At 70.5% G+C, this 23,906-nt stretch carries 20 protein-coding genes and 1 pseudogene; 13 read left to right on the top strand and 8 right to left on the bottom strand.

The genetic code is table 11. The features are described 5' to 3' along the window. Position 1: 1 nt before the first annotated feature. The 5 genes from OG905_RS08205 to OG905_RS08185 form a co-directional block, all read right to left on the bottom strand. Positions 2 to 1,522: a Wzz/FepE/Etk N-terminal domain-containing protein gene (locus OG905_RS08205; RefSeq protein WP_328667028.1), complete on the bottom strand. Its 1,521-nt coding sequence runs from the start codon at positions 1,520 to 1,522 to the stop codon at positions 2 to 4. Next, entirely contained in the window at positions 1,519 to 2,886 is a 1,368-nt protein-coding gene (locus tag OG905_RS08200) for a Wzz/FepE/Etk N-terminal domain-containing protein (protein WP_328667027.1), read from the bottom strand. Before OG905_RS08200 ends, OG905_RS08205 begins: the two co-directional genes overlap by 4 nt. Next, entirely contained in the window at positions 2,883 to 4,148 is a 1,266-nt protein-coding gene (locus OG905_RS08195) for a glycosyltransferase family 4 protein (protein WP_328667026.1), read from the bottom strand. The genes OG905_RS08200 and OG905_RS08195 overlap by 4 nt, the downstream gene beginning before the upstream one ends. Further along, positions 4,138 to 5,454 (bottom strand): nucleotide sugar dehydrogenase, encoded by a 1,317-nt coding sequence (locus OG905_RS08190; protein ID WP_328667025.1) that lies wholly within the window; start codon positions 5,452 to 5,454, stop codon positions 4,138 to 4,140. The genes OG905_RS08195 and OG905_RS08190 overlap by 11 nt, the downstream gene beginning before the upstream one ends. Before the next feature lie 82 nt (positions 5,455 to 5,536). Next, positions 5,537 to 7,015 carry a sugar transferase gene (locus OG905_RS08185; RefSeq protein ID WP_328667024.1) on the bottom strand — a complete coding sequence of 493 codons (1,479 nt, stop codon included), beginning with the start codon at positions 7,013 to 7,015 and terminating at the stop codon, positions 5,537 to 5,539. Between the two features lie 953 nt (positions 7,016 to 7,968). Here OG905_RS08185 and pcaDC point away from each other — a divergent pair. The 5 genes and pseudogenes from pcaDC to OG905_RS08160 all read left to right on the top strand — a co-directional run. After that, positions 7,969 to 9,267, top strand: a complete 1,299-nt coding sequence (pcaDC, locus tag OG905_RS08180) for a bifunctional 3-oxoadipate enol-lactonase/4-carboxymuconolactone decarboxylase PcaDC (protein WP_328667023.1) — start codon at positions 7,969 to 7,971, stop codon at positions 9,265 to 9,267. A 44-nt stretch (positions 9,268 to 9,311) separates the two neighbouring features. Beyond that, entirely contained in the window at positions 9,312 to 9,944 is a 633-nt protein-coding gene (locus tag OG905_RS08175; protein ID WP_328667021.1) for an MBL fold metallo-hydrolase, read from the top strand. Positions 9,945 to 9,988: 44 nt separating this feature from the next. Continuing rightward, positions 9,989 to 10,768: an exodeoxyribonuclease III gene (locus tag OG905_RS08170; protein WP_328667020.1), complete on the top strand. Its 780-nt coding sequence runs from the start codon at positions 9,989 to 9,991 to the stop codon at positions 10,766 to 10,768. Positions 10,769 to 10,826: 58 nt separating this feature from the next. After that, positions 10,827 to 11,273 (top strand): DUF6278 family protein, encoded by a 447-nt coding sequence (locus OG905_RS08165; protein ID WP_328667018.1) that lies wholly within the window; start codon positions 10,827 to 10,829, stop codon positions 11,271 to 11,273. A 275-nt stretch (positions 11,274 to 11,548) separates the two neighbouring features. Next, positions 11,549 to 11,707, top strand: a pseudogene (locus OG905_RS08160) (amino acid ABC transporter permease); the annotation flags it as partial. A gap of 46 nt (positions 11,708 to 11,753) precedes the next feature. On the opposite strand, the gene OG905_RS08155 reads toward OG905_RS08160, so the two are convergent. After that, a complete protein-coding gene (locus OG905_RS08155) occupies positions 11,754 to 13,343 on the bottom strand; it encodes a CocE/NonD family hydrolase (protein ID WP_328667017.1) in 1,590 nt (529 codons plus the stop codon). Between the two features lie 165 nt (positions 13,344 to 13,508). On the opposite strand from OG905_RS08155, the gene OG905_RS08150 reads away from it, so the two are divergent. After that, entirely contained in the window at positions 13,509 to 14,051 is a 543-nt protein-coding gene (locus OG905_RS08150) for a hypothetical protein (protein WP_328667015.1), read from the top strand. A gap of 28 nt (positions 14,052 to 14,079) precedes the next feature. After that, positions 14,080 to 15,360, top strand: a complete 1,281-nt coding sequence (locus OG905_RS08145) for a cytochrome P450 (protein ID WP_328667013.1) — start codon at positions 14,080 to 14,082, stop codon at positions 15,358 to 15,360. Between the two features lie 248 nt (positions 15,361 to 15,608). On the opposite strand, the gene OG905_RS08140 is transcribed toward OG905_RS08145, so the two are convergent. Continuing rightward, positions 15,609 to 16,355 carry a hypothetical protein gene (locus tag OG905_RS08140; protein ID WP_328667010.1) on the bottom strand — a complete coding sequence of 249 codons (747 nt, stop codon included), beginning with the start codon at positions 16,353 to 16,355 and terminating at the stop codon, positions 15,609 to 15,611. Between the two features lie 105 nt (positions 16,356 to 16,460). Between OG905_RS08140 and ggt the strand changes: the two genes are divergently transcribed. After that, positions 16,461 to 18,290 (top strand): gamma-glutamyltransferase, encoded by a 1,830-nt coding sequence (ggt, locus tag OG905_RS08135; RefSeq protein ID WP_328667008.1) that lies wholly within the window; start codon positions 16,461 to 16,463, stop codon positions 18,288 to 18,290. Positions 18,291 to 18,327: 37 nt separating this feature from the next. Here ggt and map read toward each other — a convergent pair whose 3' ends face one another. Further along, positions 18,328 to 19,095: a type I methionyl aminopeptidase gene (gene map / locus OG905_RS08130; RefSeq protein WP_328667007.1), complete on the bottom strand. Its 768-nt coding sequence runs from the start codon at positions 19,093 to 19,095 to the stop codon at positions 18,328 to 18,330. A gap of 55 nt (positions 19,096 to 19,150) precedes the next feature. Between map and OG905_RS08125 the strand changes: the two genes are divergently transcribed. The 5 genes from OG905_RS08125 to OG905_RS08105 all read left to right on the top strand — a co-directional run bounded on the left by OG905_RS08125 (position 19,151) and on the right by OG905_RS08105 (position 23,903). Then, positions 19,151 to 19,408: a helix-turn-helix domain-containing protein gene (locus OG905_RS08125; protein WP_328667006.1), complete on the top strand. Its 258-nt coding sequence runs from the start codon at positions 19,151 to 19,153 to the stop codon at positions 19,406 to 19,408. A gap of 66 nt (positions 19,409 to 19,474) precedes the next feature. Continuing rightward, the gene (locus OG905_RS08120; RefSeq protein ID WP_328667004.1) at positions 19,475 to 19,855 is read left to right on the top strand and encodes a PPOX class F420-dependent oxidoreductase; all 381 of its coding nucleotides are present in this window, start codon (positions 19,475 to 19,477) and stop codon (positions 19,853 to 19,855) included. A gap of 102 nt (positions 19,856 to 19,957) precedes the next feature. Further along, a complete protein-coding gene (locus OG905_RS08115) occupies positions 19,958 to 21,556 on the top strand; it encodes a hypothetical protein (protein WP_328667003.1) in 1,599 nt (532 codons plus the stop codon). Positions 21,557 to 21,780: 224 nt separating this feature from the next. Further along, entirely contained in the window at positions 21,781 to 22,623 is an 843-nt protein-coding gene (locus OG905_RS08110; protein ID WP_328667002.1) for a nitrilase-related carbon-nitrogen hydrolase, read from the top strand. After that, positions 22,620 to 23,903: an aspartate aminotransferase family protein gene (locus OG905_RS08105; RefSeq protein ID WP_328667001.1), complete on the top strand. Its 1,284-nt coding sequence runs from the start codon at positions 22,620 to 22,622 to the stop codon at positions 23,901 to 23,903. The genes OG905_RS08110 and OG905_RS08105 overlap by 4 nt, the downstream gene beginning before the upstream one ends. Positions 23,904 to 23,906: the final 3 nt, after the last annotated feature.

Genomic DNA, 23,906 nt, shown 5'->3' with positions numbered 1-23,906 from the left:
CCTACCGCGCCTCCTGGTCGTTGTCCGGGACCTGTGCGGCCCACATCGGCAGCCGCTCCGTCCGCGGCCGTCCCGTCCCGTTCTGCCGGGCCGGCCGCTCGTTCCGGCCGCGCAGCGCGGTGTGCAGCCCGTCCCACAGCGTGCCGTCGGTCCGGTCACGCGGATCGGGGTCGATCAGCACCACACCGATCACCGGAATGCGCTGGTCCGCGAGCTGCCGCGCCACGGTGTGCAGCCATGCGGCGCTGCCGTGCCCGGCACGCACGACGAGCACGGCCTGGGTGCCGAGGTACTGGAGGTCGGTCCACGCCGCGCCGGGCGCCACCGAGCCGACGCCGAGCCGGCGCTCCTGACGCGACACGGCCGCGGCACGCTCGCCGCTGACCACGGTCGGGTCTCCTGGCTTCGGGCGGCGGTTGGCGAGCTGGGGGCCGGGCAGACCATCGACGATGACCGCCGGCCCCTCCGCCGCCAGCGCCCTGGCGACGTCCAGGGCGATCACGCTCGTCCTGCGCGCACAGCCGAGTTCCAGCAGCGACACCGGCTCCGCGGAGCCGCGCACGGTGCGGGCCAGGGTCCCGGTGAGCCTTGTCCGTGCCGCCCGGGTCCGTCGGCGCTGCCACAGCCTGCCCGACCGGCGGGGCAGTTCCGCGATGACCGAGGCGCCCAGGTTCGCCGCGATGTCCCGGCGCAACACGGGGCGGTCCGCCACCACCGTGCCGACCGCGGCCAGCGCGAGCCCGAGGACGAGCCCGAGGACGAGCCCGATCGCGGCGTTGGTGACAGCGGCCTTGGGCAGGGAGTGTCGCAGCGCGCGCGGGGCGTCCACGATCTGCGTGCCGACGATGACCTTGGGCGTGCCGGTGCGCGCCTCCGCGGCGCGCTGGTCGAAATCGGCGATCCGCGAAGTGAGCGCGGCCCGGCGGGCGAAGAGCGACTCCAAGTTGGCCGACGTCTTCGGGCCGCTCTCCGGCGAGCTGTCGCCGATCGCCTTGTTGACCTGGGCGAGTTCGGTCTGCATACGGTCACGCTGGTCGAGCAGGGCCTTGGCCTCGGCCTTCGCGGCCTCCCGCAACCGCCTCACATGGTCCGCGACGAACGCGTCGGCCAGGGCCTTGGCCCGGGCCACCGCTTCCGCGTCGCTGTCACCTGTCACATCGATCTGCAGCAGGTTGTTGGTCAAGCCGGTACCTCGGTAGTCCCGCATGAAGTCCTCCGGGTCTTCCGGGGACTTGAGGGACTTCAGGGCCTTGTCGGCGATCCGCGTGGTCCCCAGCAGCTGGACGTCGGTGCGGATCAGCGTTCCGGTGTCGTTCGGCTGGTCCTCCTGATGCGCGACCAGCACCTTGGTCACCGCGGTGGGCGGTGGCGGCCGCAGGACCGCCACCGCCGCGCCGACCAGCAGCCCCAGCAGGGCCATGGAGTACCAGAGGCGGCGGCGCCTGCGCACCGCCACCACCAGCGCCTGCAGGTCCAGCAGCGGAGTGGCGGCCGACGACTCCGCAGTCTTGCTCGTCGTCACACTGAACCTCCCGTCGCGTGGCCGCGAACCGCGAGCGCCTCAGTGGCCTCATCCGCAGGACGGCCGGCAGTCCGCGTCGGACGGGCTCGGACCGTGCCGGCGACGACGATGCCGACGACCTCATGCCCTGCGTCCGCACACGCCTCGGCGATGTCGGCGAGCTCCTCTGCGGTCCAGTTGCCCGCGCTGAGCAGGACCAGGGCACCGGACTCGGTGTCGCGGTCCGGCACCAGCGGCCGGGACACGGAAACCCCCACCACCCGCAGCAGCGGATCGTTCTCGGCCTCGGCGACGAGCTGCCCGGCGGCCCTGCGGGCGATCTCGTCGCCGTCCGGTACGACAACCAGCAGCCGCCGGGGCGCAGGCAGTTGGTCCCGGAGGCGAGCGCACACCCGCCGGTAGCGGATCTGTCTGCCGGCCTCGCCGCCGGACGGCTGCGGGGCCGGCATGTCCCACCGGGTGTCGAGGTCCAGCAGCCGGCGGATCCAGGCCCGCGGGCCACGGCCTTGCGGCCGGTGCGCGGGCCGTTCACCAGGTACGTCGACGGTACCCAGCAGCGCCGAGCCCAGCGCCGCGGCGATCTCCGGTTCGGTGCGCAGTCGCCGATTCACCCGTGCGGCGGCGAGATGGCCGATGACCGAGAGCAGGAAGAACAGCAGCGCCCCGGCGGCGATGAGCTGCATCCTCGTCGGAGCTGCCTCGCCGGTCGGCCGGGCCGCCGGCCCCATGACGACCAGGTTGGCCTTGTTGGTCGCCGGGTCGGCCTCGTCCAGCTTCTTCATGGCCTCCTGCAGCGCGGTGCGCAGCTGCTCGAGTTCGGTGCGGGCCTGCACGCTCTCCACGGTCTGCCCCGGATCGGCCGCATTGGCCAGGTCGGTGATGCGGCGGTTGGTCTGCGCCACCTTCTGCCGCAGTGCCTCGGGCCCCGCCGCCGCGTCGGGGTCGGTGCTGTCGCCTGCGAGCCGCGCGGCGAATGCGACGAATTGCTGGGCCACCTGGTCGGAGAGCTGCTGTGCGCGCTCCGGGGTGTCGGCTGTGCCCGAGATCTTGATGATGTTCCCGTCGGCGGCCTTGGCGCTCACTCGATCCCGCAGCTCGCCGCCGCTGATGCCCGTCCAGTCGAGCGTGGCAGCCGCTCGGTCGACCACCGCCGAACTGGTCGCGATATCCACCTGAGTCAGCAGCCCGCGCTCGTCCCACTGCCCCGGCAGCAGTACCGATGCCGATGCCGTGTAACGCGGCGGGAACAGCACCGAGGTGCCATAGCCGACGAGCGCGCCCACCACGGTGAGGACGGCCAGAAGCCGCCACCGCCGACGGAGAATCCGTCCGATCGTGACCAGGCGGATCGTGTCATCGCTCAATGGCGCGGCCTCTTCCCTGTGCGGACCGGGTCGCCCGCCGAAACCGGAGTGTGGTCACGGCACGCAGCGGCGTAGGCGGAGAGCAGCGATCGCTGGGAGTTGCGCCAGGAGAGCGGTCCGCTGATCCGCTCCTGACCGATCTTGCCCATCTGGGCCCGCTTCTCCGGATCGTCGAGGAGCAGCGTGATGAGCTTGGCGAACTCGGCCTCGTCGTTGGCGGGCGCGTAGACGGCGGCGTCACCGGCGGAGACTCGCGCCTCCCGGAGGTCGAACGAGACGATCGGCCGGCCCATCACCATGTACTCCAGGACCTTGTTCATGGTCGACACGTCGTTGAGCGGATTGCGCGGGTCGGGGGACAGACAGACGTCCGCGGTGGACAGGTAACGCACCAGGTCGGCGTCCGGGATGCGACCGGTGAACTGCACCTGCTCCGAGAGCCCGAGCCGCCGGGACAGCTCCACCATCGCGTCGAAGGCGTCGCCGGCGCCGACGAACACCGCGTGCCAGTCGGTACGCCCGCACTCGTCGCGCAGCTTCGCGAGGGCCCGCAAGGCGTAGTCGACACCGTCCTGCGGGCCCATGACACCGAGGTAGCACAGCAGATGAGGCTTGCCGCTCTTCAACTCCGGCTCGGGCGGCACCGGCTGGAACCGGTCGGTGTCGGGCGCGCTGCGCACCACGAAGACATCCCCCGGCCGCCGACCGCCACGGCGCAGCGCGACGTCCCGGTAGCTCTCGTTCGTGGCGAGCACGACGTCCGCGGCTCGGTAGGTCCGCCGTTCCAGCGCGCACACGGCGCGGTACAGCAGATCCTTGCCGCGGTCGAACCGGGAGAGGTACAGCTCGGGCACCAGGTCGTGCTGGTCGAAGACGAACCGCGCGCCGCGCCGCTTCAGCCACAGTGCCGGCAGGAACAACAGGTCGGGCGGGTTGCAGGCGTGGACCACGTCGACCGGGCCGACCTTGCGGGCCAGCCGGGCCGTATGCCACAACGCCGATCCGTACTCCCGCAGATAGCCGGCCGGCCCTCCGGTGGCCGCGCGCAACGGGTAGCGGTGGATCCTGACCCCGTCGATCTCCGCCTCCGGCTCCGTGTCCCGCTTTTCCCCCCGGGGACAGATGACGTGCACGTCCCAGCCCGCGTCGCGCAGTGTCGTGCACTCCTGCCACACCCGCCGGTCGAACGGCACCGACAGGTTCTCTACGAGGATCAGCGCGCGCCGGGCAGGCCCGGCGCCGCTGGTTATGTCACCAAGCAAGGCCCACGTACCCAGGTTCGGCCCGGCGCGTCTCGGCGTCGGGAAGGTGGATGAGGTCGACGATCACCGGGCCGTCGCCATGGGGCAGCGCCGACAGCACGGCAGGGTCTCTGGTCCCGACCAGGCACACCTCGGCGTGCTTGAGCACTTCGTCGACGGAATCCGCGAGCAGCTGGGCGAGGTGCGGCAGCCGGGTCTCGATGTACTCGCGGTTCGCGCCGATCAGCCGGGAGAGGCTCACGTTGGCGTCGTAGATCCGCAGGTCGTAACCCTTGCCGAAGAGTGTCTCCGCCAGCTCCACGAGTGGACTCTCGCGAAGGTCGTCGGTGCCGGGTTTGAAGGACAGCCCGAACAGGCCCACCCGGCGCTTGCCGGTGCGCTCGACCAGTTCCACCGCGCGCTGCAGGTGTGCGGAGTTGGAGGGCAGCACGTGGGCGAGTATGGGCACCGAGACGTCGGCCCGCTGCGCCGCGTGGACCAGGCTGCGAAGGTCCTTGGGCAGGCAGGAGCCACCGAAGGCGAAGCCGGGCCGCAGGTAGGCGGAGCTGATGTTGAGCTTGCGGTCGGCCAGGAACACGTCCATCACCTGGTGCGAGTCCACCCCGAGCGCCTGGCACACCGCGCCCAGCTCGTTCGCGAAGCCGATCTTGAGGCCGTGGAATGCGTTGTCCGCATATTTGATCGCCTCGGCCGTCGGCACCGGCACCCGGAACACCTCGCCGGGCAAGCCGTCATACAGTGCCATGACCGCGTCGCCGCTTGCCGGGTCGAGCTCGCCGATGACGGTCTTGGGCGGGTCGAAGAAGTCCCGCACGCTGGTGCCCTCGCGCAGGAATTCAGGGTTGACCGCGACGCCCAGGTCCACCCCGGCCGTGCCGCCGACGTACTTCTCCAGGATCGGCAACAGCAGGTTCAGGCAGGTGCCCGGGAGCATGGTGCTGCGGAACACGACGGTCTGCCGCCCACCCCGCTCGGCCAGCACGGCGCCGATCTGCTCGGTGACCCGCTCCAGATACGTGGTGCACAGGCTGCCGTTGGGCTCCGACGGCGTGCCCACGCAGACCAGCGAAATCTCGCTGCCCATGATCGCCTCGCGGACGTCGCCGGTGGCGCGTAGCGCTCCGGTCCGCACGACCTCGGCGATCAGCTCGCCGATCCGTTCCTCGACCACCGGGGCCTTGCCGTCGTTGACCAGGTCGACCTTCACCTGGTTGACGTCCACCCCGATGACCTCGTGACCCATGCTGGCCAGGCACGCGGCCGACACGCAGCCCACGTAGCCGAGCCCGAAAACGCTGACCTTCATGACCCGTCCCTCTCCCCAGGCAGGCCCTTGCGGCCTGCGGTCCGCGCGCCGGCCGACCAGTTGAGCCGCAGCCCCCCGCGCATCAGTAGGCCCCCTGCCCCTGGAGCACCGCACGCAGCGTCTTCCACAAGATCACTGTGTCGAGGGCGAGCGACCAGTCCTCCACGTACCGCAGGTCGAGCCGGACCGCCTCCTCCCATGGCAGATCGCTGCGTCCGCTGATCTGCCACAGGCCGGTGAGCCCCGGCTTGACCAGCAGCCGCCGCCGGATGTCCGGGCCGTAGGCAGCGCACTCCTCCGGCAACGGAGGCCGCGGGCCGACGAGCGACATCGATCCGCTGAGTACGTTGAAGAGCTGCGGGAGCTCGTCGATCGAGTACCGGCGCAGCACTGCTCCCACCCGGGTCACCCGCGGATCCCGGTGGAGCTTGAACAGCAGGCCGGCGCCCTCGTTGCGGTCGGCCAGTTCGGCACGTGCCCCGTCGGCCCCGGCGACCATGGTGCGGAACTTGAAAATGGTGAACTCGCGGCCGTCCTTGCCGACCCTGCGCTGGCGGTAGACCGTCCCACCCCGACTGTCCACCAGCACGAGCAGCCCGACGAGCACCATCAGCGGCGCGAACAGCATCAGCAGGACCGCCGCGCCCATCCGGTCGACGACCTCTTTGACCGCCCGGCGGCCGCCGGTGAAGGTCGGCATGCTGACCCGCAGCAGCGGGATCCCGAGCACCGCGTCGACGTGCAGCCGCGGGCCGGCCACCTCCATCAGCACGGGGGCCACGACCATCTCGGCATCGCTGCCTTCGAGGTTCCAAGCCAGCCGCTGCAGCCGGTCCGGTGACCAGTGCGGGTCCGGTGTGACCGCGACGACACGGTAGCCGTCGCGGCAGACGTGGCCCGCGACGTCGGCCAGTCGGCCGACGACCGGCACTCCGTCCAGTCGGTCACCGTCGAGCCCGAGACCGTCCGGCGTGCACACCGCCTCCACCCGCCAGCCGAGGTGCGGGAACTTGCGGGTTCGGGCGATCAGGTCGCGCACGGTGGCCGGGCTCCCGGCAGCGAGCACCGGGCGCAGGCACCGTCCCTCTTTCCGCTGTTTATGCAGCCAGAGGCGCAGCAGATACCGCTCGGTCATGGTGATGAGCGCGATCGCCGGGATCGCGACGAAGATCCAGAGCTTGATGTTGCGCGAGGTGAGGGCTATCCCGCCGAGCGCCAGTACGACGGCCGCCGTGAACAGTGAGCGTCCGAGCCGGCGGAATTCCTCGGCGCCCTGGCCGAGCACGGCCGGAGCCCACGACCGGCTCACCGCAAGCGCTCCCAGCACCAGCAGCTCGGTGCAGAAGGCGAGAATTCTCCACTTCTCGTGCCAGTTGGCCGCGTCCCGGACCCCGAAGAAGCCGCCGATCGCCGCCACCACGAAGGCGGTGGCCACGGTGTCGCTGGTGATCACGGTACGGCGGTACCGCTGCTCCCAGTCGATCGCCGACCGGCTGATTGCCCGTTTCGCCAGACGCCCGCGCGCCGATGGAAACGGGCTGACCAATTCCCCCTGCTGCATAGCCCCCCCCAGGGCGCCAGTGGGCTCGACGTGTTTGCTCCACACGGTTCCTCCCCCCGGGAGGCCCCCGCCCCCCGCACTGTTCCTCCCCTCGGGAGGCACCGCCCCCCGCGCCGCGCTGTTCCTCCCTCCGGGAGACCCACGCCCCCCGCGAATGACGTACCGGCTATTGCAGCGCTACTTGAGAACCCCACCCAGGCGGTAGCGGACTCGCATGTCCTTCCAGAGTCTCGAGGTGCGCGGGAACCCGTCGAAACCTCGGGTGCTTCCCACACCCAGGGCCCGCTCTCGGGCTCCAAGCATTGATCACCCCCACGTCTGGCGCCGGGGACGCGGCTGCTGGCCGTCCGTAGCGGCGGACCTATAGATCATTATTTGTCGCCTCGTGTCCAAGCATGTGAAGCGAAGCACGGTCAATCTAGACCATCGGGACCCGTCTGGAGAGGGGAATGTGTGCAATTTGTGCTCAAGCTTTGAAGGTGGATCCACCGATGGGTGACCGCCTGCGGGTGCCTTGACGACGGAGAGGTGCTGTGACCTGTGGGGACGGGAGTTTTCCGGGCTGCCGGCACCGGCAACCGAGGCGTCCCGGCCCTGCCGGCTGGGCCGCGCTCAGGGCATGCGGCGGAGCGCCCGACGGCTGGGACGGTGCGGCGGGCCGGGGTAGAGGGGACCGGCTCCTTCGGGGCGGCCTTGTCCCGCTACCTGTCGTCGACCGCCCGAGCCTGCGGGAGGAGCTGGCCGGGCTTGGCAATGCGGAACTCTTCCGCACCTGCGCACGGCTCGCCGACGAGCGCAGCAGTACGAACGGCGCATCAAAGAGGGAAAGACCCGGAACGAGGTCGTCCGATGCCTCGAACGCTAAGTTGCCCGCGAGGTCTTCCACCTGGTCAGGCCCCCACGGTCACGAACCCCGCTGTAGGGGCAGCTGTGAGATGTGGGAGCGTGAGCAGGTGAGTGAGACGACGGCTAAGACCCTGCAATACCGCATTGACGGGCCAGAAGACGCACCGGTCCTGATCTTGGGACCCTCCCTCGGCACTACATGGCACATGTGGGACCGGCAGATAACCGATCTCTCCCGCCGGTGGCGGGTGTTCCGGTTCGATCTGCCCGGCCACGGCGGTGCCCCCGCCCACCCCGCGACCTCCGTCGCCGAGCTCGCCGACCGGCTGCTCGCGACCCTCGACGGGCTGGGCATCCAGTTCTTCGGCTACGCCGGCTGTTCCATCGGCGGCGCGATCGGCATGGAGCTGGCACTGCGCCACCCGCACCGGGTGGCCTCCCTCGCGCTGGTGGCCGCGTCGCCGCGGTTCGGGACCGCCGACGAGTTCCGCCAGCGCGGTGTGATCGTGCGGACCAACGGCCTGGACCCGGTGGCCCGCAGCGCGCCCGAGCGCTGGTTCACGCACGGCTTCGCCGCCGCCCAGCCCGCGATCGTCGAGTGGGCGGTCCAGATGGTCCGCACCACCGACCCCGGCTGCTACATCGCCGCCTGCGAGGCGCTCGCGGCCTTCGACGTACGCGGCGAACTCGGCCACATCGGCGTCCCGACCCTCGTCCTGGTCGGTTCCGAGGACCAGGTCACCGGGCCCGCCGAGGCCCGCACCCTGGTCGCCGGAATACCGGACGCCCGGCTCGCGCTCGTGCCCGGCGCGTCGCACCTCGCACCCGTCGAGCAGCCCGGCGCGGTCACCGACCTTCTCGTACACCACTTCTCCACCGCCTGGCAGAACGCATCCGATTCGACTACGGGGCTCACACCCATCCCGGCCCCGCCGATCACGCCCGCCCTGTCCGCCCCGGTCACGCCCATCGGGGAGATCGCCGCCGCCTCGCCCTCGCAGCCCGAGGCGGTGCAGCCGGGACGCCCCGATCCGTACGTCGCCGGGATAAAGGTGCGCCGCGAGGTGCTCGGCGACGCGCATGTCGACCGGGCGACGGCCGCGGCCGAGGCCGACGACTTCACCGGCGACTTCCAGGAGCTGATCACCCGCTACGCCTGGGGCGAGGTGTGGACCCGCGAGGGCCTCGACAGACGCACCCGCAGCGTGGTGACGCTCACCGCGCTGGTCGCGGGCGGGCACCTGGACGAGCTCGCCTTCCACACCCGCGCGGCGCTGCGCAACGGACTCACCCCCGCCGAGATCAAGGAAGTCCTGATCCACGCGGCGGTGTACTGCGGCGTCCCGGCGGCGAACTCCGCCTTCCGCGTCGCACACAAGGTCATCCAGGAGGAGACCACCCCCTAATGCCCTGTCCGGCCGGACAGGGCCTGGCGTAGCAGGATGGGCCCATGAGGCTCACGAAGAAGACGCATGCCTGCATCCGGCTGGAGAAGGACGGGCAGACGCTCGTCATCGATCCCGGCACCTTCAGTGAACAGGACGCCGCCATCGGCGCGGACGTCATCCTGGTCACCCACGAGCATCTCGACCACTTCAACGAGGACCGGCTGCGGGCCGCGATGGAGGCGAACCCGGGCGCCGGGATCTGGACCCTGCGGAGCGTCGCCGAGAAGATCTCGGCGGCGTTCCCCGGCCGCGTCCACACCGTCGGCCACGGCGACACCTTCACCGCGGCCGGGTTCGACGTGCAGGTGCACGGAGAGCTGCACGCCGTGATCCACCCGGACATCCCGCGGATCACCAACGTCGGCTATCTGGTGGACGGTTCGGTCTTCCACCCCGGCGACGCCCTCACCGTCCCCGACCATCCGGTCGAGACGCTGATGCTCCCCGTACAGGCTCCCTGGAGCAAGATCTCCGAGGTCATCGACTACGTGCGCGAGGTGAAGCCGCGGCGCGCCATCGACGTGCACGACGCTCTGCTCACCGATCTCGCCCGGCCGATCTACGACCGTCAGATCGGCGAGCTCGGCGGCACGGACCACGGCAGGCTGACACCGGGCGAGACGACCGACCTGTGACAGCCGCGAGCCCGGCTGTCAGACCGCCCGGCTAGGCTCTTCGCATGCGCATCGCCACGTGGAACGTCAACTCGATCACCGCCCGACTGCCGCGCCTGCTGGCCTGGCTGGAGAACAGCGGCACGGACGTGCTGTGCATCCAGGAGACCAAGACCACGGAGGAGCAGTTCCCCTCCGACGAGCTGCGCGAGCTCGGTTACGAGTCCGCGGTCCACGCCACGGGCCGGTGGAACGGCGTCGCGCTGGTGTCCCGGGTCGGCCTCGACGACGTGGTCAAGGGCCTGCCCGGCGGCCCGGAGTACGAGGGGGTGCAGGAGCCCCGGGCGATCGCCGCGACCTGCGGCCCGGTCCGCGCCATGTCGGTGTACGTGCCGAACGGCCGCGAGCCCGGGCACGCGCACTACGCGTACAAGCTGCAGTGGTTCGAGGCCCTCAAGGCGGCGGTCGCCTCCGACGCGGCGGCGACCCGCCCCTTCGCGGTCCTCGGCGACTTCAATGTCGCCCCGACCGACGACGACGTCTGGGACCGCGAATTCTTCGAGGGGCAGACGCATGTCACCCCGCCCGAGCGCGCGGCGCTCATCGCGCTCCAGGAGGCGGGCCTCACCGATGTCGTGCCGCGCCCCCTCAAGTACGACCATCCGTTCACGTACTGGGACTACCGCCAGCTGTGCTTCCCCAAGAACCGCGGCATGCGCATCGACCTGGTCTACGGCAATGATCCTTTCGCCAAGGCGGTCAAGGACAGTTACGTCGACCGCGAGGAGCGCAAGGGCAAGGGCGCGTCGGATCATGCGCCTGTCGTTGTGGATCTGGACATCTGACGTTGGTTGACGCGCGCCCTGTGGTGCGCCGGGCGGCAGGGATGCGAGGCTGAGTGGTATGAACATCCCTTTCTTGGACAACTGGCTCAAGCGGCACGACGCCGAGCAGGTGCAGGGCGAGCCCGCCGCGGAGTTCGACCCGGAGCGCGAGGCGGCCATCGCCGAGCTGCTCTCGGAGTGCGAGCTGCTGCGTGTCCGAGCAGGGCAGGCCGGGCTCGAACTGGACGACAGCCCCGCCTCGTTGGCCGCCCTCGACCAGCTCCCGCCGCGCTGGCGAGACGACCCGGAGGAGCTGCCCTGGCTGGGCAATGACGCGGGTCTCTACCTCGGCACCGTGATCGTCCGCACCGTCCCCGGGGCGGCCTGGCACATCTGGCCGGGCGGTCATCCCGTGGTGCAGCTCGCCTCCGGCCGGGAGATCAGCGTGGTGGAGGCGGGCCTGGACTGGGCGGTCAACGGGGCGCCTCAGCTGTCTCAGGTGTACGCAGAGGCTGCAGAAGCCTGAGCTGCACAGACTCCATTAATACGGCTTATGCCCTATTTATGCGTGTCGAGTGTGAAGTCCCTTGTCCGGCTGGATAGTTTGCGCTGACCTCGACACAGCCGAGAGTGGGTAGGTCAGCGTATGGTCGTCGATCCTTTGATCGAACTGCGTGACGTCAACACGTACGACGGACAGGTGCACGTGCCGCGGGACTGACGGGGGGTGCAGGACCCATGACGCGACTTCTCTTCCACCTACGCTGCGGCGCTCTCGCCCGCGCCGCGCGGAAACCTTGCCATCGGCAGCCGCTTCGACCACCGGATCTCGACTACGATGTGCCGTTCATCCCCGTGGTGATGGCGATCTCCCCGCGTACCAAGGCCGCGGATCCGGCTCCGGCCGGACCAGGGACGCTGCTGCCGGGTGGGGGTCCCCCCACGGCCCCCGGGCCGTAGGGGGAGCAGCAGCTCAGGGCCATTCCCGCCCGGCGGCAGCCGGTGATCACTTCTCGCGCAGCGGGACCGACAGATAGGACGGGTCGGCTGCGGACGAGGAGAAGGTCAGCTGCGCGCCGGACGGGTTGTGCTCGATGTAGAGCGGGTCGACAGTGTCGACGACCAGGGCGAGACGGTGGCCCGCCGGGACGTCGTAGGCGGTGGAGAAGAGCTCCAGGTCGACGGCGAACGGCTTCCCGGGTGTCATGCCGTGGAAGGTGTACGGCGCATTGCTGACCAGCTTGCCGAGGCCGAGCGGGCCCACGTCGTAGAGGTATGCGACGAGGGTGCCGCTCTCCTTGGTGCTTGTGACCGTGGTGTGCATCCTGGCCGTGCCGCGGATCTGCTGCTCGGAGCCGTAGCGCTCGGACTGCCAGACGGCGGCGAAGAGACGCGGCAGCAGCGGGATCGACGCCATCGGGGGCAACTTGGCGAACTGGTCCAGGATGCTGGACAGGAAGATGACCCCGCCGTTGGCGCCCGAGTCGATATTGGCGAAGATCCGCTTGGATCCGCCGAGCTCGATCTTCCGTTCGGTCGCGGCCACCGACTTCCAGTCGGGGTAGTTCTCGTATCCGCCGGTGGAACGGGACTTGATGCGAACCGGCTGCTCGCTGTCGACGCCGTTGTCGGCACCCTTGAGGTAGTGGTCGAGCCAGCGATGGGCGCTGGTCCAGGTGTCGTTGGGCAGACCGAGCAGACCGGCGGCTTCCGCCGTCGCATGGTCGCCGGGGCGGAACTCCAGGCGCTTGGGACCGGTGAGCTTCTCGTAGAAGTCGGCGTACTGGTTGGGCGGGAAGATCGAGTCGCCCCAGGCGTTGCCGAGCATGATCGCCGCACCGTTGGCGTTGATCCGGTCCAGATAGGTCGCGGGGGAGCGCTTCTTTCCCCAGTCGATCAGCTCCTGCTCCTTGGCGAGGTTGGAGGAGAAGAAGTCCGCCGTGATCTGCCGGAACTCCTCGCTCGGCCGGCCGGTGAGGTACCCCGCCCCGCTGAGCATCGCGGTGGCCTGCAGATGCTGGGTGCGGCCGCTGTAGATGGACTCGACCAGGTCGGCCCAGCCGCTGAGGGCGGCAACCGCCTTGATGCGCTTGTCGTGGGCGGCGGCAAGGAGGGTGATGCCCGCGCCGTACGAGACGCCGGCCATGCCGACCTTGCCGGGGTCGGCGGGGGTGTTCGCGAGCGCCCAGTCGATCACCTTGGAGGCATCGGCGATGTCGGGCGGCCCCGCCACTTCTATGGTGCCGCCCGACTGCCAGAAGCCGCGGGTGTTGTAAGTCACCACGACATAGCCCGAGTCGGCGAGCTGCTTGGCCTGCGCGATGTATTCGATCTGGGGCAGCCCCCAGCTCGTGGGCAGCACGATCACGGGGTATCTGCGCATGCCGTCGGAGCCCGCGGGCGTGACGACATTGGCCTTGAGTACGGTGCCGCCGTCACCGGTGATGTCGACGAACCGTACGTCCGCGGTGGCGGATTGGGCCTGGCCGCCGGCCATCGGGACCGCGGGAGCCACCCCTGCGGCCGGTCCGGCGAGAAGCGCGGCGGAGACCGTACCGATCGCGGTTGTACGCAGGGCCTTGCGCGACTGTCCCACGGGTCACTCCTCACTCGTGTCACTACAAAGTGACCCGACGGTAACCTAGAGGACTTACTTGGGGTAACTCCCCGGTAAGTTACGCGAGGGTAACGATATTGGACGTGGTGTCAGTTGGCGCGTGAGCCCCTGGTGTTCTTGCGGACGGAGCGGCACGCTCGCGCTGTGGACGAGACGACGGATCGGACGACCCTGCAACTGCGGCTGAGACGGCGGGTGGAGTGGGTGCCCGTCGCCGCGCTCGTGCTGCTCGTCGTATGGGGCATCGCCGTGGCGGCGATCGTCGAAGGACCCAACGGCACGGCGGGCGGGATCGCCCTGTCGGTGCTCGGCGTGCCCCTCGCCCTCATCGCGGTCAGCTGTGCCGCGCATCTCGTGCGGCCGCTCGGGCTGACGGTCGACGCGGACGGACTGACCGTACGGCTGCCGGCCTGGCCCGCGAGAACCGTGTCCTGGTCCACGGTCCGAGGGGTGAGCGCCTCCTCCGGCTACGTCTTCGTCGACTGCGAGGCTCCCGTCGGGAAGCTTCCGCGCACCTGCCGACTGCGGGCCGCGCACCGCAGGCTCGGCCCCGAGCTGGAGCGTCCGGGTGGCGACGGGCTCTGTTTCGAGGCACAGGTCTTCGATGTCGATCCGGCCGAACTGCTGGACGCCATCAGGCAGTACGCGCCGACAGGGATCACGATCACGGATGAAACGCCGCGGTAGACGGGTGTCCGCGTACGACAATGGAGGAATGACGAGGCCCGAAGAGCGCGAGCCCGATCCGAGCGTGGCCGGTCCGGGCGTGGCCGGTCCGGGCGTGCCCGATGTCTTCGACCCACGGATCTACGCCGCCGGTCTGCCGCACGCCGCTTTCCGCGAGCTCCGCGATCGCCACCCCGTCGCCTGGCAGCAGGAGTACGAAGTCCTCGGCTGGCCCCCCGGCCCCGGCTTCTGGGCCGTCACCCGCCACGCCGACGTGGTCGGGGTCCTCAAGGACTCCGGGACCTTCTCCTCGCACCTCGGCGCCACCCAGATCCGCGACCCCGACCCGGCCGACCTGCCCTTCATTCGGCGCATGATGCTCAACCAGGACCCGCCGGACCACGGGCGCCTGCGACGGCTGGTGAGCCGTGCCTTCACCCCTGGACGGATCGACCGGTTCGGCGCGGCCGCGCGAGCCCGCGCCCGCCAACTGCTCACCGCCGCACGCGACAGCGGCCCCGCCTTCGACCTGGTCACCGCCGTCACCGACGACTACGCCCTGCTCAACCTGGCCGATCTGCTGGGCGTCCCGGAGAGCGACCGCGGACTGCTGCTGAAGTGGACCGAGCGCGTCATCGCCTACCAGGACCCCGACGAGCCGCCGGTGCTCGGAGCAGACGGGCGTCCGGTCAACCCCCGCTCGCCGGCCATGCTCCAGGAGATGTTCACCTACGCCCAGGAACTCGCCGCGTACAAACGGAAGAACCCCGCCGACGACGTCATGACCTCGCTCGCGCAGTCGGAACTCTCCTACGCGGAGCTGGAGATGTTCTTCTTCCTGCTGACGGTCGCGGGCAACGACACCGTGCGCAGCGCCGCCCCCGGCGGTTTTCTGACGCTGGCCGAGCACCCGGACGAACAGCGCAGGCTGCGGGCGGGCGATGTGGACCTGGACCGTGCCGTCGACGAGCTGCTGCGCCGCCACCCGCCCGTCCTCAGCTTCCGCCGGACCGCGACCCGTGACACCACGCTCGCCGGGCAGCACATCCGCGGCGGCGACAAGGTGGTCGTCTTCCACGCCTCGGCCAACTACGACGAGCGGGTCTTCGACCAGCCGTACGGGCTCGACCTCGGCCGTTCCCCGAATCCGCATGTCTCCTTCGGCGACGGCCCGCATGTCTGTCTCGGCGCACACTTCGCCCGGCTCCAGCTGCGGATCCTGTACGAGGAAGCGATGGACCTGCTGCCGCCGCTGGTGATGGCGGGCCCGCCGCGGCGGCTCGTCTCCAACTTCATCAACGGCGTGAAGTCGCTGCCACTGACCGTCTAGGGCCTGTCGTTTGGATCAGGCCGGATCAGTGAGCGGGGTCTGGTGCGTGCGATCGCAGGCCGGAGGATGGGGGTCCCCCCGCCGAAGGCAGGGGGAGAGCCGACGCGGAGCGTCGGCGACTGACGCAACGCGGCATGGGGGCAGCTCCCGTGCCCGAAGGGCTACGGGGGTGGGGGCCCCTCCCACGCCGAAGGCTGTGGGGGAGCGTGCCAGGGCACGCGAACCCGGCAAGATCCAAACGACAGGCCCTAGGTCGCGGCGCGGTGGGAGCTGCTGCGCGCGGCGGGGACGGGAGTCTGCGCCGTCCGCGTCACATCGGAGACCAGCTCGACCACATCGGCGCCGTATGCCTGGGAGTTGACGACCTTCAGCAGCAGACAGAAGGAGTTGCCGCCGTGCTTGCGGGCGAGCTTCTCGTGTTGGCGCGCCAGATAGCGGGTGGCCGCCTGGTTGGTGATGGCGCGCTGGCCGCAGAAGAGAAAGACGGGCCGGGCGTCCTGGCCCGCGGTGAGCCGGGCGAGCAGGACGTACTCCGCGACGCCCGGCTCCATGCGGTAGCGCTCCGGGCCGATCTGGAACGCGCCCTGGTCGGGGCCCGGCTCCGGATCCGTGTTGATCTTCACGCCGGGGAGCAGCGAGTGCAGATGCGCCGCCATCCGCCGGTTCGAGACCGGACCGCCGACGCAGAACTCCGTGCGCTCGCCGAAGCCCTGCTGGGCTATGTCGTGCCAGACGATCTGCGCGTTCGCCCCGCAGTCCTTGATCAGCGCGGAGAGTTCGAGCAGCGCGAAGACGTCGAAGCGGTGCACGGAACCGTCCCGGCCGGCCTCGCGATTGACGACGAGCAGCGACTCGGAGTTCCCGGGCAGCCCGAAGAAGTCCTGCTTGCGGCGGAGTCTGCGCCGCCACAGATAGGTGCGGGCGAGCCAGCCGAGGGTGGCGCTGATGCCGGCGGCCATCACGCCGAGCACGATGTTGCGTACGTCGTCAGTCATGGGCGCGCATGTTAGCGGTGTTTGCGGACCATTGTTCGAGACGGTCCTGACGGGGCGGTGGCGGTGAAGTTACAGTGCGCGGACGTACGTTGACTGGAGGTACGGATGCGTCGCTCAACCGCACGGAATGTGCCGGTTCTGGCCGTTGCCGCGGCCATGGTCTCGACCGTGGTCTCGATCGGAGCGGCACCTCCGCCCCCGCACGCCCCACCGGCCGGGAGCCCGGTCAAGACGCCCGTCGCAGTGGGCTACGGCGGCGCGGTCGCGAGCGTCGACGCCGATGCCTCGGCCGCGGGCATCGAGGTGCTGCGGCGCGGCGGCAACGCCGTGGACGCGGCGGTGGCCACAGCGGCCGCCCTCGGCGTCACCGAGCCGTACTCCGCCGGCATAGGCGGTGGCGGCTTCTTCGTCTACTACGACGCCAAGTCCCGCACGGTCCACACCATCGACGGCCGCGAGACCGCGCCCCGCACCGCCGACGCCTCCCTCTTTGTGGAGAACGGCAAGCCGATCCCCTTCGAGGAGGGCGTGACGAGCGGCCTCGGCGTCGGCACTCCGGGCACCCCGGCGACCTGGGAGTCGGCGCTCGACGCCTGGGGCAGCAGATCCCTGCGGACGCTGCTGAAGCCGGCCGAGCGACTGGCGAAGGACGGCTTCACCGTCGACTCCACCTTCCGTGCCCAGACCCAGGCCAACGAGGCGAGATTCCGGGACTTCCCGGACACGGCGGAGCTCTTCCTGCCGGGCGGCGAGCTGCCGGTGGTCGGCTCCGTCTTCAAGAACCCGGATCTTGCGCGGACGTACAAGGAACTGGGCCGCAAGGGCGTCGGCGCGCTCTATCGCGGCGCCATCGCCGACGACATCGTCAGCACTGTCCGCACACCACCCGTGGCCGCGGGCACGACGCGCAAGGTACGCCCCGGCGATCTGACGGAGAAGGATCTGCGGTCGTACGAGACGATCCGGCGCGCGCCCACCAAGATCGCCTATCGCGGTCTCGACGTGTACGGCATGGCGCCGGCCTCCTCGGGCGGCACAAGTGTCGGCGAGGCGCTCAACATCCTGGAGCGGAGCGACCTTTCGAAGGCCACGCAGGCGCAGTATCTGCACCGATTCATCGAGGCGAGCAGGATCGCGTTCGCCGACCGGGGGCGCTGGGTCGGCGACCCGGCCTTCGAGGACGTGCCCGTGAAGGAACTGCTGTCGCAGCGCTTCGCGGATTCCCGCGGCTGCCTGATCAAGGACAACGCGGTGCTCACCAGCCCGCTGGCTCCGGGCGACCCGCGCAAGCCCGAGGCATGCGGTACGTCGGGAACGGCCGCCCCCACCACGTACGAGGGCGAGAACACCACCCACCTGACGGCCGCCGACAAGTGGGGCAACGTCGTGGCCTACACCCTGACGATCGAGTCGACCGGCGGCAGCGGCATCACCGTGCCGGGCCGCGGGTTCCTGCTCAACAACGAGCTGACCGACTTCTCCTTCGCCCCCGCGAACCCCGCGGTCCACGACCCGAATCTGCCGGGGCCGGGCAAGCGCCCCCGCTCGTCCATCTCGCCGACGATCGTGCTTGAGAACGGCCGCCCGATCCTCGCCCTCGGCTCACCCGGCGGCGCGACGATCATCACGACGGTGCTGCAGACGCTGACGGGCCATCTGGACCGGGGCCTGCCGCTGGTCGAGGCGATCGCCGCGCCGCGCGCGAGCCAGCGCAACCAGACGACCACGGAGCTGGAGCCCGCGCTGTGGAACAGCACGCTGCGCGCCGAGCTGGAGGCCATCGGCCATGCCTTCCGGCAGAACCCGGAGATCGGCGCGGCCACAGGCATTCAGCGACTGCCCGACGGGCGTTGGCTGGCGGCGGCCGAGAAGGTGCGCAGGGGCGGGGGTTCGGCGATGGTCGTGCATCCGTTCGGTAATCCGTCCGGCGGCTGACTGATCAACCCGACAGGGCATAGCGCGCGGCGAGCGCCTAGAGCGCGGTCAGGATGCGCGGGCCGTCGTCCGTGATCGCCACCGTGTGCTCGGCGTGGGAGGCACGGCTGCCGTCCTTCGTACGGATCGTCCAGCCGTCCCCCGCCGTGTGGTGCTCGTCCGCGCCGCCGCCGATCACCATCGGTTCGATCGCGAGCACCATGCCGTGACGCAGCGGCATGCCGCGGCCCGGGCGGCCCTCGTTGGGGACGCCCGGGTCCTCGTGCATTTGGCGGCCGATGCCATGGCCGCCGAAGCCGTCCGGGATGCCGTATCCCGCCGAGCGGCAGACCCGGCCGACCGCGTGGGCGATGTCGCCGATGCGGTTGCCCACGACGGCCGCCGCGATACCCGCCTGGAGGGCCTCTTCTGCTGTGGCGATCAGGCGTACGTCCTCGGGGCGGGCGCGGCCGACGGTGAAGCTGACGGCCGCGTCGCCGACCCAGCCCCGGAGGGTCGCACCGCAGTCGATGCTCACCAGGTCGCCGTCGCCCAGCCGGTAGTGGTTGGGGATGCCGTGCACGATCGCGTCGTTGACGGAGGTGCAGATGACGGCGGGGAAGGGGGTGGGCGCCCAGTTGGGGCGGTAGTCGAGGAAGGGTGAACCGGCTCCGGCTTCGGCGAGGACCGCGCGGGCGGCGCCGTCCAGCTCGCGCAGGCTGACGCCGACGGCCGCGGCCTCGCGAACCGAGGTGAGGGCCTGGGCCACGATGCGGCCCGCCTCGCGCATCGCGTCGATCGACATATTGTTCTTGATCTCCACCATGCCAATTACTGTACCGGTTCTGGCGGTATTCAAATACCGGCATTAGAGTAACGGCATGGTGCGCACCCCTCTCACCCCCCAAGAGCGCGAACGCGGCGAGCGGCTCGGACAGTTGCTGCGGCAGGCGCGCGGTGACCGGAGCATGGTGGAGGTGGCGGCCGTGGCGGGGCTGTCACCGGAGACCTTGCGCAAGATCGAGACGGGTCGCGCGCCGACGCCGGCGTTCTTCACGGTGGCGGCGGTGGCGGCGGTGCTGGGTCTGTCCATGGACGAGCTGGCGGTGAGCTGCGCGCCGACGCGGGCGGCGGCGTGACGCCTGCGGCGGGCCGGGATGTACGGCAGGGCCGCGCATCCAGCCCGTCCGGCGTAGGCTCGCCGCGTGAATGCCGAGGACTTCGCCAGCGCCAGATACGTCAGCCTCACCACCTACCGCAAGGACGGGACGGGCGTCGCAACACCCGTCTGGTTCGCGGTGGACGGCGGTGAGCTGTTCGTCTGGACCCGGTCCGACTCCTGGAAGGTCAAGCGGCTGCGCAACAACGGCCGCGTCGCCGTCACGGTCTGCGATGCGCGCGGCCGGATATCCGAGGGTGCCTCGAGCGCGGAGGGTACGGCGCGGCTGCTGGACGACGAGGGGACGGGCGCCATCCGTAAGCTGCTCTCCCGCAAGTACACCTGGCAGTTCTGGCTTGTCGACTGGCCGGCCATGGTCGTACGGCTCGGTAAGCGGCCGCACACCGGTATCGCGGTGACCATCTGAAAACACTGCGTGACAGCGTCGTAACACTCCTGCGGTCGAATGCCTGCGGACTGGAAGCTTCCAGACTGGAGGGTTCCATTCGACGGTGGGGCAGGGGCAGCGATGACGGTGTATCAACTTCCGGTCGAGACCGGCGTGTTCGCGCGATACCTTAAGGGTCTCGCGGCGCTCATCGACCCGGGCAGCGGCTGGTACGGAATCTTCTGGCAGCGTGATCCCGAGGGCATGCGGGCCTGTCTGGACGGGACCGAGATCCCGCCCTGGGACGTGGTGGAATCGCTGCTCCAGGACCTCGCGGGGATGCGCGGCAGACAGTTCTCCGAGATGGAATCCGTACGCGCGCGCCAGCTCCACGCGGCCTCGGCGGCGGCCCACGACCGGCTGCCGGGCGGCCGCGAGGCGCTTGAGGAGCGGCTGGAGCTGATGCTCCGGGAAGAGGTGTACGCGACAGGCCGCGCGGACGAGTTGCTGCGCCGCCTGGCGGGGGAGCCGGAGGGCAGCGCGGCAGCGGAACAGCTGGCCAACGAACTGGAGTGGACGCGAGACGACTACGCCCGCGCGATCGCCCGGGTGAGCGAGCTGCGAGCCCGCCATACGGCGCTGTGCGGGGACGCGACGCGGGTGGCCCGACCGGAGCACGGCCGCGAGCCGGAGGAGTGGTCGGGCTTCGCAGCGCGCACGGCGTACGAGGCTCCGGGTACCGAGGCCGACGACTGGAACGACCTCCGGGAGCGAGCGGGCTCGCAGTACGAGGCCGGTGCCCACGCCGTCGTGCCGCAGCGGGGCGCGCCCGCAGGTCCGGCGTACGACGCGAACAGCGCTGCCACGGTGCCGCCGCAGCCGGGCGCGCCCGTGAGCCCCGCCGAAGCCCCCGCCCCCGGCGTACCCGCTCTGCCCGACGACTGGTTCCGGCCCCAGCCCGCCGCACCCCACGACGGCCCGCCCGCCCAGGCGGACGCGACGGCTCCGGAGGCCGAGCACCCCGAGGACCGCGCCGCCGACAAGAAGAAGCGGCGCCCCCGCGGCGCCCGGTTCGCCGGGGTCGAGGGGGGTGGGGACGAGGTCGCCGCCGTGCCCGTGCTGCCCGTCGTCGGCGACACACCCCGCGGGGCGCGGTTCGGTGGCGCACCCACGGAGCAGCAGTCGCCCACCGCGCCCGAGCCCCCTGCCGGGGCTCGGCAGGCTGCCCGTGACACCGTCGCCACGCTCGGGCGCCTACGGGCCGAGGGCCGCAGCGGCGAGGCGCACGCCGTCCTCTGCGAGGCGGCGGCCCGGCCCGCCCCCTGGCTGCCCGTACTCGCCGCCGAGCTGCACCGCGCGGGCCTCGCCGCCGACTGGACCACCCTGCTGTGGGAGGCCGCATCGCAGCCGGCCTTAAGGCTGGCGGCCGCCGCGGGCGCACTCGCCGCCGCCGGCCGCACCGACGACAGCCGCCGGCTGCTGCGGCAGGGCGTGACCCGCCCCGCCGACGACATCGCCGCGGCCGTGCTCGCCCTGGAGGACGAGGGCCGCGATCCCGAGGCGCGGGCTTTACTGACCGCGTTCGTCCAGCTCCACTCCGCCGAGGACACCGTCAGGATCGCCGACCGCGACCCGCGCAGACTGGTACCGCAGCTGCTCGACGCCGCGCGCACGATCTCCACGTCGCATGAGCGCGATCTTGTCCACGCGCTGCGCGTGGCGGGCCATCTCGGCGCCTGACCCTGTGCCTGGCCCCCGGGCCTGGCCCCGTGCCTGAGCCGCGGCTGATCACCGCATCCGGGGCCGAAGCCGTTCGGTGTGGACCGCTCGGGTGTGAAACATGATCGACTCTGCCGGTTAACGACGATGGTCTTGCCCCAGTGTGTGACGGGGCTTACGTTCTCCTCCTACGCAAGCATCTACGTGCGTAGAAGCTCTCTGGCCCCGCGTCGAAGGAGCAGCTCATGGCCAACGTCGTACGCGCCGCACTCGTCCAGGCGACCTGGACCGGCGACACCGAATCCATGATTGCCAAGCACGAGGAACACGCCCGTGAGGCGGCCCGCCAGGGCGCCAAGGTGATTGGTTTCCAGGAAGTATTCAACGCTCCCTATTTCTGCCAGGTCCAGGAGCCCGAGCACTACCGCTGGGCCGAGCCCGTCCCGGACGGCCCCACCGTCCGCCGGATGCAGGAGCTCGCCCGCGAGACCGGCATGGTGATCGTGGTCCCGGTGTTCGAGATCGAGGGCGCGGGCTTCTACTACAACACCGCCGCGGTCATCGATGCCGACGGCACCTACCTCGGTAAATACCGCAAGCACCACATTCCCCAGGTCAAGGGCTTCTGGGAGAAGTACTACTTCAAGCCGGGGAATCTGGGCTGGCCGGTCTTCGACACGGCGGTGGGCAGGGTGGGGGTGTACATCTGCTACGACCGGCACTTCCCGGAAGGCTGGCGTCAACTGGGCCTGAACGGCGCCCAGTTGGTCTACAACCCGTCCGCGACCTCGCGCGGTCTCTCCGCGTACCTCTGGCAACTGGAGCAGCCCGCCTCCGCCGTCGCGAACGAGTACTACATCGCCGCGATCAACCGCGTCGGCAAGGAGGAGTACGGCGAGAACGATTTCTACGGCACCAGCTATTTCGTCGACCCCCGCGGCCAGTTCGTCGGCGAGGTCGGCAGCGACAAGGAGGAGGAACTGCTCGTACGCGACCTCGACTTCGATCTGATCGATGTCGTACGCCAGCAGTGGGCCTTCTACCGCGATCGCCGCCCGGACGCGTACGAGGGGCTGGTGCAGCCGTGACCAGCCTGTACGACCGGCACCGGGCCGTCATCCCGGACTGGGTCGCCCTCTACTACAAGCAGCCGGTCGAGATCACGCACGGCGAGGGCCGCCATGTCTGGGACGCGGACGGCAACCGCTACCTCGACTTCTTCGGCGGCATCCTCACCACCATGACCGCCCACGCCCTGCCCGAGGTCACCAAGGCCGTCAGCGAGCAGGCCGGGCGGATCGTCCACTCGTCCACGCTGTATCTCAACCGCCCGATGGTCGAGCTCGCCGAGCGGATCGCGACCCTCTCCGGCATCCCCGACGCCCGGGTCTTCTTCACCACCTCCGGCACCGAGGCCAATGACACCGCCCTGCTGCTGGCGACCGGACACCGCCGGTCCAACCAGGTCCTGGCGATGCGCAACAGCTACCACGGCCGGTCCTTCTCGGCGGTCGGTATCACCGGCAACCGGGGCTGGTCGCCGACCAGTCTCTCCCCGCTGCAGACGCTGTACGTGCACGGCGGCGTCCGCACCCGCGGGCCCTACGCCCAGCTGTCCGACGCGCAGTTCATCGAGGCCTGCGTCGCGGACCTGGAGGACCTCCTCGGCCAGACCCGCGGATCGGTCGCGGCGCTGATCGCCGAGCCCATCCAGGGCGTCGGCGGCTTCACATCCCCGCCCGACGGTCTGTACGCCGCGTTCCGCGAAGTCCTGAACCGGCACGGCATCCTCTGGATCACCGACGAGGTGCAGACCGGCTGGGGCCGCACCGGCGAGCACTTCTGGGGCTGGCAGGCGCACGCCGACAGCGGGCCGCCGGACATGCTCACCTTCGCCAAGGGAATCGGCAACGGCATGTCGATCGGCGGTGTCGTCGCATCCGCCGAGGTCATGAACTCCCTTGACGCCAACTCCATTTCGACCTTCGGCGGCTCCCCGGTCACCATGGCGGCGGGCATCGCCAACCTCTCGTATCTGCTGGAGCACGACCTCCAGGGCAACGCCCGCCGCGTCGGCGGCCTGCTGATCGAGCGGCTGCGAGCCATCGGGGCGGGCATCGCCGCCGTACGCGAAGTGCGCGGCCGCGGCCTGATGATCGGCATCGAGCTGGTCAAGCCCGGCACCGACGAGGCGAACCCGGAGGCGGCATCGGCCGTCCTGGAGGCCGCGCGCGAGGGCGGCCTGCTGATCGGCAAGGGCGGCGGCCACAACACCAGCGTCCTGCGTATCGCCCCGCCGCTCTCACTGACCGTCTCCGAGGCGGAAGCGGGCGCCGTAATCCTCGAACAGGCCCTGCACAGCGTGTAGTCG

The sequence above is a fragment of the Streptomyces sp. NBC_00322 genome, from assembly GCF_036147535.1.
Classification (GTDB): Bacteria; Actinomycetota; Actinomycetes; order Streptomycetales; family Streptomycetaceae; genus Streptomyces.
This window is presented reverse-complemented; position numbering and strand designations above follow the sequence as displayed.

Excerpts from the sequence above, each read along its gene's own strand:
- OG905_RS08190 (WP_328667025.1), bottom strand. The coding sequence starts at position 5,454 with ATGAAGGTCAGCGTTTTCGGGCTCGGCTACGTGGGCTGCGTGTCGGCC.
- OG905_RS08185 (WP_328667024.1), bottom strand. The coding sequence starts at position 7,015 with ATGCAGCAGGGGGAATTGGTCAGCCCGTTTCCATCGGCGCGCGGGCGT.
- OG905_RS08175 (WP_328667021.1), top strand. The coding sequence starts at position 9,312 with ATGAGGCTCACGAAGAAGACGCATGCCTGCATCCGGCTGGAGAAGGAC.
- OG905_RS08170 (WP_328667020.1), top strand. The coding sequence starts at position 9,989 with ATGCGCATCGCCACGTGGAACGTCAACTCGATCACCGCCCGACTGCCG.
- OG905_RS08165 (WP_328667018.1), top strand. The coding sequence starts at position 10,827 with ATGAACATCCCTTTCTTGGACAACTGGCTCAAGCGGCACGACGCCGAG.
- OG905_RS08145 (WP_328667013.1), top strand. The coding sequence starts at position 14,080 with ATGACGAGGCCCGAAGAGCGCGAGCCCGATCCGAGCGTGGCCGGTCCG.
- OG905_RS08140 (WP_328667010.1), bottom strand. The coding sequence starts at position 16,355 with ATGACTGACGACGTACGCAACATCGTGCTCGGCGTGATGGCCGCCGGC.
- ggt (WP_328667008.1), top strand. The coding sequence starts at position 16,461 with ATGCGTCGCTCAACCGCACGGAATGTGCCGGTTCTGGCCGTTGCCGCG.
- map (WP_328667007.1), bottom strand. The coding sequence starts at position 19,095 with ATGGTGGAGATCAAGAACAATATGTCGATCGACGCGATGCGCGAGGCG.
- OG905_RS08125 (WP_328667006.1), top strand. The coding sequence starts at position 19,151 with ATGGTGCGCACCCCTCTCACCCCCCAAGAGCGCGAACGCGGCGAGCGG.
- OG905_RS08115 (WP_328667003.1), top strand. The coding sequence starts at position 19,958 with ATGACGGTGTATCAACTTCCGGTCGAGACCGGCGTGTTCGCGCGATAC.
- OG905_RS08110 (WP_328667002.1), top strand. The coding sequence starts at position 21,781 with ATGGCCAACGTCGTACGCGCCGCACTCGTCCAGGCGACCTGGACCGGC.